Origin of the sequence: Bradyrhizobium sp. SZCCHNS3052 (assembly GCF_032484495.1) — a bacterium.
Classification (GTDB): domain Bacteria; phylum Pseudomonadota; class Alphaproteobacteria; order Rhizobiales; family Xanthobacteraceae; genus Bradyrhizobium.
In genome coordinates this window covers 172,614-188,400 of sequence record NZ_JAUETB010000005.1, presented here as the reverse complement: position 1 = coordinate 188,400, position 15,787 = coordinate 172,614, and the positions used below count along the sequence as shown (strand labels likewise).

Annotated in this window: 12 protein-coding genes and 1 other RNA gene; 9 read left to right on the top strand and 4 right to left on the bottom strand. The window is 65.6% G+C overall.

Translation table 11 applies throughout. The features are described from left to right. The first annotated feature begins 27 nt into the window (after positions 1-27). Entirely contained in the window at positions 28-519 is a 492-nt protein-coding gene (gene nikR / locus QX073_RS18810; protein ID WP_316192831.1) for a nickel-responsive transcriptional regulator NikR, read from the top strand. Between the two features lie 1,023 nt (positions 520-1,542). On the opposite strand, the gene QX073_RS18805 is transcribed toward nikR, so the two are convergent. Together QX073_RS18805 and QX073_RS18800 are read right to left on the bottom strand one after the other, a co-directional pair. Beyond that, complete coding sequence (locus tag QX073_RS18805) at positions 1,543-2,118, bottom strand: hypothetical protein (RefSeq protein ID WP_316159281.1); 576 nt, start codon at positions 2,116-2,118, stop codon at positions 1,543-1,545. A 767-nt stretch (positions 2,119-2,885) separates the two neighbouring features. Beyond that, positions 2,886-3,524, bottom strand: a complete 639-nt coding sequence (locus tag QX073_RS18800) for a TetR/AcrR family transcriptional regulator (protein WP_316192832.1) — start codon at positions 3,522-3,524, stop codon at positions 2,886-2,888. A gap of 187 nt (positions 3,525-3,711) precedes the next feature. Between QX073_RS18800 and QX073_RS18795 the strand changes: the two genes are divergently transcribed. The 3 genes from QX073_RS18795 (at position 3,712) to QX073_RS18785 (ending at position 8,950) form a co-directional block, all read left to right on the top strand. After that, a complete protein-coding gene (locus tag QX073_RS18795) occupies positions 3,712-5,043 on the top strand; it encodes an efflux RND transporter periplasmic adaptor subunit (protein WP_316192833.1) in 1,332 nt (443 codons plus the stop codon). A gap of 225 nt (positions 5,044-5,268) precedes the next feature. Then, positions 5,269-6,858 (top strand): DHA2 family efflux MFS transporter permease subunit, encoded by a 1,590-nt coding sequence (locus QX073_RS18790; protein ID WP_315752417.1) that lies wholly within the window; start codon positions 5,269-5,271, stop codon positions 6,856-6,858. Positions 6,859-7,132: 274 nt separating this feature from the next. Further along, on the top strand, positions 7,133-8,950 hold the full coding sequence (locus tag QX073_RS18785) for an ABC transporter ATP-binding protein (RefSeq protein ID WP_315752418.1): 1,818 nt from the start codon (positions 7,133-7,135) through the stop codon (positions 8,948-8,950). A gap of 47 nt (positions 8,951-8,997) precedes the next feature. Here the strand turns inward: QX073_RS18785 and rnpB are convergent. Then, positions 8,998-9,439, bottom strand: an RNA gene (gene rnpB / locus QX073_RS18780) — RNase P RNA component class A. A gap of 139 nt (positions 9,440-9,578) precedes the next feature. Between rnpB and QX073_RS18775 the strand changes: the two genes are divergently transcribed. Together QX073_RS18775 and QX073_RS18770 are read left to right on the top strand one after the other, a co-directional pair. After that, positions 9,579-9,932, top strand: a complete 354-nt coding sequence (locus tag QX073_RS18775) for a YciI family protein (RefSeq protein ID WP_315713448.1) — start codon at positions 9,579-9,581, stop codon at positions 9,930-9,932. A 34-nt stretch (positions 9,933-9,966) separates the two neighbouring features. Beyond that, on the top strand, positions 9,967-11,211 hold the full coding sequence (locus QX073_RS18770) for an RNA polymerase sigma factor (protein ID WP_315825280.1): 1,245 nt from the start codon (positions 9,967-9,969) through the stop codon (positions 11,209-11,211). A gap of 4 nt (positions 11,212-11,215) precedes the next feature. Here the strand turns inward: QX073_RS18770 and QX073_RS18765 are convergent, their stop codons facing one another. Beyond that, positions 11,216-12,067, bottom strand: a complete 852-nt coding sequence (locus tag QX073_RS18765; RefSeq protein WP_315713446.1) for an N-acetylmuramoyl-L-alanine amidase — start codon at positions 12,065-12,067, stop codon at positions 11,216-11,218. A 555-nt stretch (positions 12,068-12,622) separates the two neighbouring features. Here QX073_RS18765 and rsmH point away from each other — a divergent pair. The 3 genes from rsmH to QX073_RS18750 are packed head-to-tail and all read left to right on the top strand — an operon-like array spanning position 12,623 to position 15,759. Beyond that, complete coding sequence (rsmH, locus tag QX073_RS18760) at positions 12,623-13,618, top strand: 16S rRNA (cytosine(1402)-N(4))-methyltransferase RsmH (RefSeq protein ID WP_316165941.1); 996 nt, start codon at positions 12,623-12,625, stop codon at positions 13,616-13,618. Positions 13,619-13,621: 3 nt separating this feature from the next. Then, positions 13,622-14,014, top strand: a complete 393-nt coding sequence (locus QX073_RS18755; RefSeq protein ID WP_315713444.1) for a hypothetical protein — start codon at positions 13,622-13,624, stop codon at positions 14,012-14,014. Beyond that, positions 14,011-15,759: a penicillin-binding protein 2 gene (locus QX073_RS18750; RefSeq protein ID WP_315752422.1), complete on the top strand. Its 1,749-nt coding sequence runs from the start codon at positions 14,011-14,013 to the stop codon at positions 15,757-15,759. Before QX073_RS18755 ends, QX073_RS18750 begins: the two co-directional genes overlap by 4 nt. Positions 15,760-15,787: the final 28 nt, after the last annotated feature.

Genomic DNA, 15,787 nt, shown 5'->3' with positions numbered 1-15,787 from the left:
TTGTCGCGCAGCTCAGGGAGACGGGACATGCAGCGCCTGACGATCACGATCGACGACGATCTTCTGGCCGAGGTCGACGCCTTCATGGCCCGGCGTGGCTACGACAACCGCTCGGAGGCGTTTCGCGATCTGCTGCGCAGCGGCCTCGAAACGGCCGATGCCGGCGCCGCCGACAGCCGCCACTGCATCGCGACTCTCAGCTACGTCTACGACCATGCCGCGCGCGAATTGCCGAAGCGCCTGACCCAGGAGGCGCACGACCATTCCGGCCTCGCCCAGGCGACCCTGCACGTCCACATCGACCAGGAGAGCTGCCTCGAGGTCACCGTGCTCAAGGGCGAGCGTCGCGAGGTCAAGGCGTTCGCCGACCACGTCATCGCCGAGCGCGGCGTCCGCCACGGCCACGTCGCGATGATGCCGGTCGATCCGGCGCATGACCACGGGCACGCGCATAGTCATAGCCACGCCCATAGTCATAGCCATTCGCATTCCCACACGACCAAGAGCGGTAAGAAGTAGAGCAGAAAGAGATTTGGCACACTGCCGGCCAAATCCTCCAATGTCATGCCCGCCCCCCGGGTCTCGCCTTTGGCGAGCCCGAGGGCAGGCTCCGGCGGGCATCCAGTACGCCATGACGTCGCGTGTCATCACAGCCGCCGCGGAATACTGGATCGCTCGGTCGGGCCGGGCGACGACAGTTGAGGTTTTGGCGCGGAGCCTGCCCACTCTCTGTCAATGCGAGGCGCTCTTGCGCCGAAGCAATCCAGACTCTTCCCGCGCCTCTGACTGCTTCGCTTGTGTTGGCGACAGGGTAGGGTGGGCAAAGGCGCGCCCCCGATGCCGCTGATCATACGTGATGCATCGCGCGCGGTGCCCACCATCCCGCTTTCTCGTGCGCGGGGCGATGGTGGGCACGCGACCGACCTGCAGGCGGCTACTTTGCCCACCCTACAACTGATGTTTCCGATACCCATCAGATGGCCCGCACGGCTGCGCGTGACATCGTCGGGGCTGCGTCGAGCAACTGCTCCGAGCGCTCCCAGAGCCGGCGGGCCAGCGCCCGGTCATGCGCCTGCGGATGCCGTCGGCGAAACACCTAGCGCCTGGTCCGACCGGGACAATGGCAGATAGCGTCAATCCTAGATTCACCATTGGCCACGTGCGGATGCGGCGCGGACGATTTTGCCGGGGCCCAGAGATCATAAAGGCGCTACGGTTGTGACCATGAGCAGCGGCATCCCGACAGGCAAGACTTACCTTGGATTCTGTCTACTATGGACCGGTGTGATCTGCGTCGGTGGGCCGCTCTGCTTTGCGACTCTAGCGGCTGGTCACGTGATTTCTGGCGTCACTGCAATTCTGCTCGCTGGTTATGCGTTTTTCCGACACAGCAGATCGATTGGCCGACGCGCCAAGCGAGCAATTCGTCGACCCTCGTCGGTGCTGAGGCGCATTTTGGACCAGCAGCGAGACGTTGTTGGCGACGACAGTTCTCGTTAAGCAGCGGCTTAGTCAACAGTCTCGTCCCGAAGCGGACATTGTTCATCTCGGCCTTATCGAACGAAACGCAATCCATCTCGCCGCCGACGATCTTTCGAGCCAAACCTTCATACGCTCGCTTACCCAATGGAGCGTATGCTCACGAGCGATGTCCGTGCCCGGATGTCGATCTGCGCGGAAGGAATGTGTGCCCTGGACCTGCAATTCGGGCGTAGGCCGGACGGCGAGAGCCCACAACCGAGGCATCTGCGCCAGAAGAGTGGGGTCGTGGGGGCATCCCAAAATGTAGTCCTCTGGTTCGCCTGTCTCGGGATACGACATCGGCTCATTGGTGTCCGTGCTCCAAGTCTGCCAATCGAGGCGGACGACTTTCCCATACTGAGTCTGCTCGAAGTCAAAGCCAGTCAACTGGCTGCGTTCAAGGTCACGTCGAAATTCGTCGGTGACGATGATGAAGCCGAATGGCTGGGTCATCGGCGGCACATATGGGCCAGTGCGCAAGATGCGGATGATCGGCGGCCCGACGCACTCGGTCGCTTCAACGAGGCCGTTCAAAAGAATATCGCCGTAGTCACCCCAGGGAGATCCGACGGATTCCATAGCGAAGAACTTTGACATGGTAGGCCCAGGATGCGCAGCTGCCGAGCTTCGATTGCCCCAATCCGCAACCGCTTGCAAGGTCGGCTCGCGACCCTTCTCGGACGCTAGGCTCCTTCCGCGGATACGGCGCCGTGGTATCGTCGCCCGCTGCTGCTGCGGTCGCGCGCGGTTAAAACCGGCTGCGCGCAGAATCCGATTTCGTTTGCCCGATCAAACTGATTTGCCCTGTCCAGTCCCTCGCGTAAAAATTTTGTTCTTCCATTTTTCCGAATTTCGTGGTTGTCTACCGCCATCCCGCCTCGATCGAAGAGGGACGTTTCGCGGTCGTCACGAGCGTTGGAGGCGGGGAGCGGTGGCCTGTCGGCGCGCAGCGCGCTGGAATCGCGAGCGGACGAACGCGACCGGCAGGACGATGAAGTCGTATGGTCCTGGCGCCCCGATGCTGGCGCTAAGTCGTTCGGTGATGATCCGGATGGCGACGGTGGCTACAAGCCCGGACACCGGGGAGATTACGTATAAATCGTAAGCCCATCGCGCGGGGAGGGCCGGGTGTGTTCGGCCAGACCTGTGGTACCTGCCGCCTGCATTTTTTTGAGCAGGCGGGCCACGGGCGCGGCCAGCGCCCGGCCTTCCCTGCACCCTCCGATCAGTTCGAGGGTGATCCGATTGCAGAGCTCGGGCGTCACCCGCCGCGAGAAGGAGAGCGCATGTCTTGGATCGACGTCGCTTGGACCGACATCTTCTGGGCCGACATCGCCGCGCGCATCAAGGCGGTCAGCGGCGTCTCAACTCTTGATGCCGTAGGTCGCGAGGAACATGCGGACGGCGCTCGCCACCACCTTGTGCGTCTCGTCGGGCGAGGGGGCGGGGGCTCCCTGAAAGATGAAGGGCAGGAACAGCGTGGCCTGGCACATCAACTGGAATTGCGATGCGGCGAGGTGACAATCGTCGATGGCGAGCTCCCCGGCATCGACGCGGGCCTGCAGATAGGCGGCGAGCCGGCCGATCGTGCCCTCGATGACGCAATCATAGTAGCGCCGTCCCACCTCCGGCATGCGTTCGGCGATCGCCATCACGGTGCGGATCGCCGATCCGCCGCCGGGGCGACAGACGACCGCGATCCACGCGGTGCCGAACTCGTACAGCACGGTCGTGGCATCGCGGGCGGGATCGAAGCTGAAGTTCGAGGCGCCCCGATGCACGCTCTCCTCTTCGACGATCGCCTCGAACAGGCGGAATTTGTCGGCGAAGTAGACGTAGAGCGTGCCCTTGGAGACGCCGGCAACGCGCGCGATCTCGCCCATGCTGGCGCCGTCGAAACCCATGTCCATGAACACCTTGCGGGCACCCGCGAGGATTTGCCGGCGCTTCGAGGAATCGTCGTCCGACGTTGCCTGGGTGGTGTTGTGGTCCGCCTCAATCATTGGTTTAGGCTGTTCCCGAAGATTTGGCCGGCGCCAACGTCACAAACGCATCTGCGCGGATATGTTGCGATAGCGAAGATATAAATTGACCGAACGGTTCGGTCAATGATAGATGTGGATTGACCGAACGGTTCGGTCGGGATTTTCGGGGCCTGGACGGCCCCGCTGTCATGGGTGGGAGTCTCTGATGGCCGCTGCGAGAGATCAGGCTGTGCGGGCGCGCCGTCCGGACGCTGAGGAGGCGCCGGAACAGACGAGGTCTGAGCCGGTCCGGCCGCAGGCCAGCGACACGGCGCAGCGCAAGCCTGCTGATGCTAAGCCGGCCGACCCGAAGGCCGACGTCAGCACCGAGGCTCAGCCCGAACGGCCCGCGCCGGCCGGCGCTCCCACAGCCACGACGCCGCAAGCCGGGCCCGCCCCCGCTCCGAAATCAGGCAAGCGCAAGCGGGTGCTGGCCAGCATCGGCGTGCTGCTCGCGCTCGCTGCCGCCGGCTACGCCACGCACTATTATCTGGTCGGCCGCTTCATGGTCTCGACCGACGATTCCTACGTTCGCGCCAACAACACCATGCTGGGCGCGCGCGTCTCCGGGCACATCCAGGAGATCGTGCCGCGGGACAATTCGGTGGTTCGCAAGGGCGACGTGATCTTCCGTATCGACGACGGCGACTACAAGATCGCGGTCGATGCCGCCCGCACCAAGATCGCCACGCAGGAGGCGACGATCGCGCGCATCGGTCGCCAGGTCGCCGCACAGCAGAGTGCCGCCGAGCAGGCGCAGGCCAATCTCACCTCATCCGAAGCCGCGATGAAGCGCGCCGGGCTCGACTATGAGCGCCAGCAGGCGCTGAGCAGCAAGGGTTTTGCCTCGCATGCGACCTTCGAGCAGTCGGAAGCCGCGCGCGACCAGGGCATGGCGGCGGTCCGCGCCGCCCGTGCCGCGTACGACGCCGCGCGCGACAATGTCGAGGTGACGAAGGCGCAGCAGGTCGAGGCCCAGGCGCAGCTCGCCGAGCTGAAGACATCGCTTGCCAAGGCCGAGCGCGATCTCGAATTCGCCACCGTGCGCGCGCCGGTCGACGGCACCTTCTCCAACCGTCTCGTCAGCACCGGCGACTTCGTCGCGGTCGGCCAGCGGCTCGGCAACGTCGTGCCGCTCGACGACGTCTTCATCGACGCGAACTTCAAGGAAACCCAGCTCAGGCGTATCCGTCCGGGCCAGCCGGTCACGATCAAGGTCGACGCCTATGGTGCACGCGGCTTCAAGGGCGTGGTCGACAGCATCTCGCCGGCCTCGGGCTCGGTGTTCACCCTGCTGCCACCGGACAACGCGACCGGCAACTTCACCAAGATCGTGCAGCGCCTGCCCGTGCGCATCCGCGTGCCGAAGGAGGTGGCGCGGCAGAACCTGCTGCGCGCCGGCATGTCGGTCTACGTCACCGTCGACACCACCGTCGGCGCCAAGGATGCCGACAGCGACGGAGATCTCGACGCGCCGGCGACGGTGCAGGGGAAGTAGCGAGGTGATCTAACTGACGCGATTGCATTCGCTGTTGCGTCATCGGAAGTCAGCTCCCTCCCCCCTTGCGGGGGAGGGGTGGGGTGGGGGGTCTCCGGGCGAGACCGCCGTTGGGGACCCCCACCCCCGACCCCTCCCCGCCTAGCGAAGCTCCGCTTCGCGCGGGGGGAGGGGAGCGCACCTGTGACGCGGCGCGGTCATCGACTCCAGCGGACTCATTAGAACATGGCCACCGCAACGACAGCCGACCCCACTATGAGCGCACCGGCCGCGCCGTCGGACCGCATCGCGCCGCGGCGGCTGATCGCGTTCCTGATCATGGTGTTCGGCATGTTCATGGCGATCCTGGACATCCAGATCGTCTCGGCGTCGCTGAGCGAGATCCAGGCCGGACTGTCGGCGAGCTCCAGCGAAGTGTCGTGGGTGCAGACGGCCTATCTGATCGCCGAGGTGATCGCGATTCCCTTGTCCGGCTTCCTGTCGCGCGCGCTCGGCACGCGGCTGTTGTTCGCGATTTCGGCGGCCGGCTTCACCATTTCGAGCTTCCTGTGCGGCTTCGCCTCGTCGATCGAGCAGATGATCGTGTGGCGCGCGCTGCAGGGCTTCCTCGGCGCCGGCATGATTCCGACCGTGTTCGCCTCGGCCTACACGGTGTTCCCGCGCACCAAATTCCACATCGTCGGTCCCATCATCGGCCTGGTCGCGACGCTGGCGCCGACGGTGGGTCCAACGGTCGGCGGCTACATCACCGACGCGATGTCGTGGCACTGGCTGTTCTTCGTCAACATCGTGCCGGGCATCATCATCACGACAGGCGTGCTGGCGCTGGTGGATTTCGACGAGCCGCATTTCGAGCTGCTCGACCGCTTCGACTGGTGGGGCCTGCTGTTCATGGCCGGCTTCCTCGGCTCGCTCGAATACGTGCTGGAGGAGGGGCCGCAATATGAATGGCTGCAGGACACCTCGGTCGCGATCTTCGCCGCGGTCTGCGCCGTCTCGGCGGTGTGCTTCTTCTGGCGGGTGCTGACGGCCGACGAGCCGATCGTCGACCTCTTCGCTTTCGGCAACCGCAACTTCGCGGTCGGCTGCCTCCTGCAATTCTGCATCGGCATCGGCCTTTATGGCCTGACCTACATCTATCCGCGCTATCTCGCCGAAGTCCGCGGCTACAGCGCCCTGATGATCGGCGAGACGATGTTCGTCTCGGGCGTCACCATGTTCCTGATGGCGCCGGTGGTCGGCCGCCTGATGCTGAAGATCGACATGCGCCTGATGATCGCGTTCGGCCTCGTGATCTTCGCGATCGGCTCCTACCAGATGACCGGCATCACCCGCGACTACGACTTCTGGGAGCTTTTCCTGCCGCAGGTGCTGCGCGGCGTCGGCATGATGTTCGCGATGGTGCCGACCAACAACATCGCGCTCGGCACCCTGGCGCCGGACCGGGTCAAGAATGCATCCGGCCTGTTCAACCTGATGCGCAATCTCGGCGGCGCCGTCGGCCTTGCCGTGATCAACCAGGTGCTGAACGATCGCACCGACCTGCACATTTCCCGCCTCCACGAGCGCGTCAACTGGGGCAATGCCACCGCGGTCGAGACCCTCAACATGCTGCAGCAGAAGCTGCAGGGCATGGGCGATTCGGCCCTGATGGCGATGAAGCAGCTGTCGCAGATCGTGCATCGCCAGGCCGTCGTGATGGGCTATGGCGATGCGTTCTTCATGCTGACCTGCTTCTACATCGGGCTCAGCTTCATGGTGATGCTGCTCAACAAGCCGAGCTCGCCGATGGCGGGCGGCGGCGACGCACATTGACGTGAGCGGCTCCTGCGCGCGCCGCGGGTTGCCAAATCATACCGTCGATGGTATGGAACAAGAATTGTCGCTCGAACCGGGGAGATTTGCATGACCACATCGCATCTGCAGATCGCATGCACCCGCTCGATGCCTGTTCTGGTGTTCGGCCGCTCGCTTTGAGCACCATCGCTTAACTTCCCAACGCCTGAGTTACTCATCCGCAGACCGCGCGCCGCGTCGCGTCTGCACTATTTGGAGCCGGCTGGCGCTGCGAGCGCGGCCGGATGATGCCATGACCGTCGACGTCTCCGGCCTGAAGGCCGACAAGCGTCCCGCCGCGATCCGCGTCGTGATCCCGTTCGTGACCCGCCACTGGCTGAAGCAGCCACGCATGACGCTCGGCATTGCGTGCGCGCTGCTGGGCGCCACCGCTGCCGATCTGTTCATGCCGCTGTTCTCCGGCCGGCTGGTCGATGCGCTCACCCTGGGCCCAGGCAATGCCGATGCACGGCACAGCGCGCTGGTGGCGTTCGCCGCCATCGTAGCCCTTGGCTTCGCCTCGATCGTGCTGCGATTGTCGGGCCTGCAACTGATCGTGCCGTTCACCCTGCGCATCATGTCCGACGTGGCGCGCGACGCATTCGTACGCGTGCAGCGCTTCTCGACCGACTGGCACGCCAACAGCTTCGCCGGCTCCACGGTGCGCAAGATCACCCGGGGCATGTGGGCGCTCGACCTCTACAACGACACCATCCTGCTGGCGCTGCTGCCGTCGCTCTCGGTGTTGCTGGGCTCGATGGTGCTGCTCGGCCTGCACTGGGGCGCGCTGGGCGGCGTGATCGCCGTCGGGGCGGCGCTCTATGTCGCGATGACGGTCGTGTTCTCGACCCGCTACATCGCCCCGGCCGCACGGATCTCCAACGCCTGGGATACCAAGGTCGGCGGCACGCTGGCGGACGCGCTGAGCTGCAATGCGGTGGTCAAGTCGTTCGGGGCGGAAGCCCGCGAGGACGGCCGGCTGATGCGCGTCGTCAGCCGTTGGAGCCGTCGCGTCAACCGAACCTGGCTGCGCTACAACACGACGGCGGCCGTGCAGCTCGGCGTGCTGCTGTGCCTGCGGTCCTCGGTGATCGGCGGCGCCGTGCTGCTGTGGATGGCGGGCAAGGCCTCGCCAGGCGACGTCACCTATGTGCTGACGAGCTACTACGTCATCCATGCGTATCTGCGTGACGTCGGCATGCACATCAACAACCTGCAGCGCGCGGTCAACGACATGGACGAGCTGGTGGCGATCCACAGCGAGCCGATCGGCATCATCGATGCCAAGGACGCCAGGCCGATCGCGGTGACCGGTGGGCACATCGTGTTCGATGCGGTGACGTTTCATTATGGCGGCCATCGCACCCCGCTGTATGACCGGCTCTCGGTGGACATCCGGCCGGGCGAGCGGATCGGCCTCGTCGGGCGCTCCGGCTCCGGCAAGACGACCTTCGTCAAGCTGGTGCAGCGGCTCTACGACGTTGGCGGCGGCCGCATCCTCATCGACGGGCAGGACATCGCGCATGCCACGCAGGACTCGCTGCGCAGCCAGATCGCGATCGTGCAGCAGGAGCCGATCCTGTTCCACCGCTCGCTGGCCGAGAACATCGCCTATGGCCGTCCTGGCGCCAGCCAGGCCGAGATCGAGCAGGCGGCGCGGCTCGCCAACGCGCATGAGTTCATCACGCGCCTGCCCAAGGGCTACGGCACGCTGGTCGGCGAGCGCGGCGTCAAGCTGTCGGGCGGCGAGCGGCAGCGGGTCGCGCTGGCGCGGGCGTTCCTGGCGGACGCGCGGGTGCTGATCCTGGACGAGGCGACCTCGAGCCTCGATTCGGAATCCGAGGCGCTGATCCAGGAGGCGATGGAGCGGCTGATGAAGGGCAGGACGGCGATCGTGATCGCGCATCGGCTGGCGACCGTCCGCAGCCTCGATCGCATCCTGGTGTTCGACCGCGGCCGTATCGTCGAGCAGGGCAGCCACGCCACGCTGGTTGGCAGACCCGGCGGACTCTATCGCAGCCTGTTCGAGCGCCAGGCCACCGAGTTCGGCCAGCTCTCGGCCGCCGGTTGACAAAAATGGTGAGGGGCCCGGCGCTGCTGCGCCGAGCCCCTCATGAACATATCAGCCGGCCTGTAAGCCGGGTTCTGTAGGGCACCGTGATGCTTGCGCATGACGATACGTGACGGCCATTCCTCTGGGATCGCGCTTGCGCGCGACCTCGGGCAACCTACCCGGACGGCGAGCCTGACATCGCTCCCGCGGACGTCATCGCCTTGGCATCATCTGCCTTGGCGATTGTCTCCGCGTGGCCGTCCCTATTCGGTTTTGCTCCCGGTGGGGTTTACCATGCCGGTTCCGTTGCCGGCCCCGCGGTGCGCTCTTACCGCACCTTTTCACCCTTACTCGCCTCCCTCGCGGGAGGAAGCGGTTCGTTCTCTGTGGCACTATCCCTGGGGTCGCCCCCGCCGGACGTTATCCGGCACCGCATGTCGATGGAGCCCGGACTTTCCTCCCCGGCGGCCTTTCGGCGCCTGCCGGAGCGGCCGTCCGGCCGACTGACGCAGCTTGAATGGGGCTTCCCGGCCATCAGGTCAAGCCATCGCTGCGCCTGCAAAAATATTATCCTGGGCGTGTCGTTACGTGAGCGCGCCATTCGACTGGATGTCGGCGATCCGGCCGAAACAAGGGAGCAAGTTCGATGCAATATCTGTTGATGATCTACCAGAACGAAGTCGACTACGCGAAGATGGAGAAGGAGGCCGAGGGCAAGATGCTGGCGGAGTACCAGACCTTCACCCAGTCGATCATCTCGAGCGGCAATTACAAGGGCGGCGACCGGCTGCAGCCGACGACGACGTCGACGACCGTGCGGGTGCGCGACGGCAAGATCCTCACTACCGACGGTCCGTTCGCCGAGACCCGCGAGCAGCTCGGCGGCTACTACATGATCGAGGCCAAGAATCTCGACGAGGCGATCGGGATTGCCGCGCGGATTCCCGGCGCCCGTTTTGGCTCGATCGAGGTGCGGCCGGTCTGGCAATATAATCATTGAGACCGGTGCGGCTCGCGGCCGAGAAGGGTCACCGATGACGCCTGATGCGATCGACAAGGTGTTCCGCGATGAGGCCGGCCGCGCACTCGCGACCTTGATCCGGCTCGTCGGTGACTTCGATCTGGCCGAGGACGTGCTGCAGGATGCGTTCGCTGCGGCGCTGCTCAAATGGCGGGGGTCCGACGCCCCCGCCAACCCGCGGGCGTGGCTGGTCAATGTCGCCCGCAACAAGGCGATCGACCGGATCCGGCGGCGGAGCAATTTTCGCGACAAGGAGGCGGAGATCGTTCACGCCATCGAGCGTGATGCCGCCAACGACGACGCCGACGCGCCGGCCGATCTCGACGACGACATGCTGCGGCTGATCTTCACCTGCTGCCATCCGTCGTTCGCGCCGGAGGTCCAGGTGGCGCTGACGCTGCGCACGGTCTGCGGCCTCACCACCGCCGAGGTCGCCCGCGCACTTGTCACCGGCGAGGAGGCGATGGCGCAGCGCCTGGTGCGCGCCAAGCAGAAGATCCGCCTCGCCGGCATTCCCTACGAGGTGCCGGGACGCGATGCGCTCGAGGAGCGGCTGCGCGGCGTCCTGACCGTGATCTATCTGGTGTTCACCGAGGGCTATCTCGCGACCTCAGGCACCGAGCTGATTCGCGAGGATCTCGCGCGCGAGGCGATCCGGCTGGGTCGCCTGCTGCTTGGCTTGATGCCGGAGGCGCGCGACATCAAGGGCCTGCTCGCGTTGATGCTGCTGCACGATGCGCGGCGCGCCGGCCGTACCAATGCGGCGGGCGACATCGTCCTGCTGGAGGAGCAGGACCGCTCGCTGTGGAATCGTGAGCAGATCGCCGAAGGGCTTGGGCTGGTCGAACAGGCCCTGGGCATGAAGGGGCTCCCGCAGCCCTATACGGTCCAGGCCGCGATTGCCGCGCTTCATGCTCAGGCCGCCAGCTACGCTGAAACGGATTGGCGGCAGATCGTGGGGCTCTACGAGGTTCTGCTGCGGATCGCGCCATCGCCTGTGATCGAGCTCAATCATGCGGCCGCTGTCTCGATGGTCGACGGCCCGGCGCGGGCGCTGGCACTGGTCGATGCGCTGGCCGCGCGCGGCGGATTGAAGCAGTACGATCTGCTGCCGGCGGTGCGGGCAGACCTTCTGCGGCGGCTCGGTCGGCGCGATGAGGCGCGCGCCGCCTACCGCGAGGCGAGCGCAGCCACGCAGCTCGCGCCGCTCAAGCGTCTCTATGCACGGCGGCTCGGTGAGCTCGATGTGGAGCCCTGACGTGTCAGACGCGCGGCGCCTGATCCTCGGCCGGCAGGCTCGTCAGCAGCGCATGCAACGTCCACAAGGTCGAGCGGTCGGCGATACCGTCGATCTTTTCGGGGCGGAAGTGCCGCTGGAACGCGGTGACGACGTCCATGGTGATGCCGTCGAATTTACCCGTGATCGGCACGCCATAGCCGTATTTGGCGAGCGCCTTCTGCAAGCCCTTGACGTCGTCGCCGATGCTGCCGAGCTTCAGCGTCTCGCCCTTGGTGATCGCCGCCGGCTGCACCCAGTGGCCCACCCCCGAATTCGCCAGCGAATGCCATGGGAATTTCTCACCCGGATCCTTCTTGCGCGCGGGTGCCACGTCGGAATGCCCGAGCACGCGATGCGCCGGGACATTGCGGCGGAGCATGATGCCCCGGCACAGCGCGATGACCGCCGCGATCTGCCGCGGTGGGAAATCCGGATAGCCCCAATCGTGGCCGCGATTGACGATCTCTATGCCGATCGAGCAGGAATTGATGTCCTCCTCGCCGTCCCATGACGAGAGACCCGCGTGCCAAGCGCGCAAGGCCTCCGGCACGCACTGGACGATGCGTCCGTCCTCGAGCACGACGTAATGCGCGGAGACCTCGCTGCCGGCGGTGCACAGCTTGGTGATCGCCCCTTCGACATCCGGCATGCCGGTGTAATGAAGAATGATCATGTCCGGCTGGCGCCCACCCTTGCGCTCGCCGAAATTGGCCGACGGGATCACGTCGGAGGCAACCGACGAGTCCGGCGTGAAGACCGGCAGGTTGGAAACGCCTTTGGGGATCTGCAGCGCACGAGGACGCTTCGATTCCGGCTTGTCGGAGGGACTTGGCATGAACGACTCGAAGCGGACGGCGGCGGCGGTGGCTCAAACCGGATATGGGCAGGCACTACTCTTTTACATGACCCAGCCGCAATCGAAATCGCATGCGAGCCCTCGCTATTGAGCGGACCGTTGTATCGCGATCGCCGGTCCGCCGAACGGCACGGCGGCGAGCAGGACGAAAGGTCTACCGGGCAGCTCCGCCTCGCGGTCCAAGTGCCCAACATCCGCCACAGACCATCAACGGTTTGTTAACGCTAAACGCCGTTACTGAGTGGTGAAGAGCCAAGCCGGCTTTCGGGACGGCAAGCCGCCACGATGCAAGGTCCTGCACGGCAGATCACGATCGAAAGCGGTTCCGGGGCGCTCCGGCGCCGCGCGATCGCTGTCGGATCGAGGATCTCGACATGGCCGGATCGTGCTGCTGATGTCGTGACGGCGCGACGGATGACGGAGCGTCCCGGGAGATGGCTTGGCGAATTGACGGGGCGCGAGGATCGAGGGCGCGATGGGCTCGCTGCCAACCAAAGTCAGTCTGAAGCAACGGCGCGCGTGCGGAGCGGCCGGGTGAGCACGGCTGACCAGCGACACATCCCGGTGCTCGGCCCCGAAGCGGTCGAGATGCTGGCGCCACGCGGCGGCGGAACCTACGTCGATGCGACCTTTGGCGCCGGTGGCTATACGCGCCTGATCCTGGCAACGGCGGGAACACACGTCATCGGGATCGATCGCGACAGCACCGCAATCGCCGGCGGCGCAGGTCTCCTCACTGAGGCGGGCGGTCGCCTGACGCTGGTCGAGAACCGTTTCTCGGCATTGGCCGACATCTGTGCATCGCGAGGCCTTGCGCATGTCGATGGCATCGTGATGGATGTCGGCGTTTCCTCGATGCAGCTCGACTCCGCCGCGCGCGGCTTCTCGTTCAGGTTCGACGGCCCGCTCGACATGCGGATGGGCGGCACGGGACCGACGGCCGCCGATGTCGTCGCCAACGCTGCCGAGCGCGCTTTGGCCGACGTCATCTACATCTTTGGCGAAGAGCGGCACTCCCGCGCCGTGGCGCGGGCCATCGTCGCCGCGCGCAAGGAACAGCCGATCACGACGACGCGGCAACTCGCCGACATCGTCGCGCGCGTGGTGAGATCCAAGCCTGGCGACATCCATCCGGCGACGCGCACGTTCCAGGCGCTGCGGATTCTCGTCAATGAGGAGCTGGACGAGCTCGAACAGGCGCTGTCGGCAGCGGAGCGCGTGCTGGCGCCGGGCGGCCGGCTGGCGGTCGTCTCGTTCCATTCGCTCGAGGACCGCATCGTCAAGACGTTCCTCGCCGAGCGCAGCAGGACCGGCGGCGGCTCGCGCCATCTGCCCGAGATCGCGCAGGAGGCACCGAGCTTCCAGTTGCTCAACCGCAAGCCGGTCGTGGCCGCGGAGGCTGAGACCGAAGCCAATCCGCGGGCGCGGTCCGCCAAGCTGCGCGGTGCCGAGCGCACGGCGGCGCCGGCGCACGCTTCGGCATCCTCGTCGCCCTGGCCGCGGCTGGCCGATGTCCTGCGAGGAGGGTGACCGATGCGCCTCCTGCATCTCGTCGTGATCTGCTCGCTGATCTTCGCGGCGGCCTATGTCTATCGCATTAAGATGGACTCCACGGCGCGGGTCGAGCGCGTGCTGCAATTGCGCGCCGAGATCCGCGAGCAGCGCGAGGCCATCGCAGTGTTGCGTGCGGAATGGGCCAAGCTCGACGCGCCGCTGCGGCTGCAAGGGCTGGTCGAGCGGCATCTGCCGCTGAAGCCGCTCAACGCCACACAATACGACAGCCTGAAGAATCTGCCGGAGCGGCCGCCGCGATTTGCGCGACCGGACAATCCGGATCCGATCGGATCGATGATCGATGCGATCGACGCGATCAACGAAGAGCCCCCCGTGACCGGGTCGGTGCGTCGCCCGGAGGATCAGCAATGACCGATCAGCTTCGGCCCGACGTCAAGCCGCAGGAACCCTGGCGGCAACGTCTGGTGCGCACGCTGCTGTATGGGCGCGATGTCGATCGGACTGCCAAGGCGCGCGCGCGAGTCGGCCTCGCGATCATTGCCTTTGCTGCCGTCTACGCGGTCATCGGCGGCCGCCTCGTGATGTTCGCGATCGGCTCGGATGGTCCGAGCGCGCGGCGCGCCGCGCAGCAGGACGCCATCGCCACCGCGCGCCCCGATATCGTCGACCGCAATGGCGCCGTTCTCGCCACCGACGTGAAGACGCCGAGCCTGTTCGCCGAGCCGCGTCGTCTCATCGACAAGGACGAGGCAATCGAGCTTCTGACGGCGACCTTGCCGGATCTCGATACGGGCGAGGTCCGCGACCGACTGCTGTCGCGCAAGGGTTTCGTCTGGTTGAAGCGCGAGATGACGCCGAAGCAGCAGCAGGACATTCATCGCCTCGGCCTGCCGGGCATCGGCTTCCTGCGCGAGAACAAGCGCGTCTATCCGACCGGAAACGAGGTGGCCCATCTGATCGGCCTGGTGAACATCGACAACCAGGGCATCGCCGGCATGGAGAAGTGGCTCGACAATCAGGGCCTTGCCGACCTGCATCGCGCGGGCTTCGCCACCGATCGCCTGCAGCGCCCAATCGAGCTCTCGGTCGATCTGCGCGTCGAGCACGCGCTGCGCGACGAACTGCTCAAGGCCAAGGACAAGTTCAAGGCCAAGGCAGCTTCCGGTCTCGTCGTCAATGTCAGGACAGGCGAGATCATCGCCATGGTGTCGCTGCCGGATTTCGATCCCAACAACCCGAAGGAAGCGCACGATCCCGACCGGATCAACCGCCTGACCACGGGCGTGTACGAGATGGGCTCGACCTTCAAGGCGTTCACCCTGGCAATGGCGCTCGACACCGGCAAATATGATCTCAATTCGCTGTGGGATGCACGCGGGCCGCTGCACTACGGCAAGTTCGCGATTCATGACGACGAGCCGAAGGGCCGCTTCCTCAACATGAAGGAAGTGTTCTACTTCTCGTCCAACGTCGGCGCCGCCAGGATCGCGTTGACGCAGGGCGTGGAAGCGCACAAGGCGTTCCTGCGCAAGATGGGCCAGTTCGACCGGTTGCGCACCGAGCTGCCTGAGAGCGCCTCGCCGATCCTGCCCAAGCGCTGGGGCGAATTGAACACGGTCACGATCGCGTTCGGTCACGGCATGGCGGTGGCGCCGCTGCAGGGTGTGATGGGCGTCAGTGCGCTGGTCAATGGCGGCTATCTGATCCCGCCGACTTTCATGAAGCGCACCGAGGCAGAGGCGATGCAGGTCGCCAAGCGCGTGATCAAGCCGGAGACCTCGGAGAAGATGCGGTATCTGATGCGTCTGAACGCCGAGGTCGGCACCGCGCGCAAGGCCGACGTGAAGGGCTACTACATCGGCGGCAAGACCGGCACCGCCGAGAAGGTGATCAACGGCCGCTACGCCAAGAAGAAGGTGCTGACCCTCTTCACCGCCGTGATCCCGGCGGACAAGCCAAAATACCAGCTCCTGATCATGCTGGACGAGCCGCAGCCGCTGAAGGAAACCTATGGCTTCATCACCTCGGGCTGGAACGCGGTGCCGACCGCTGGCAACGTGATCTCCCGGATCGGGCCGCTGCTGGGAATTGAGCCCCGTTTTGACCTTCCGCCGTCCGACCGCCAAATTCTTGCGGCATCGCGGCTGACACAGTAAGCCGTCGTCGAATCGCAGGCTTTGGAGC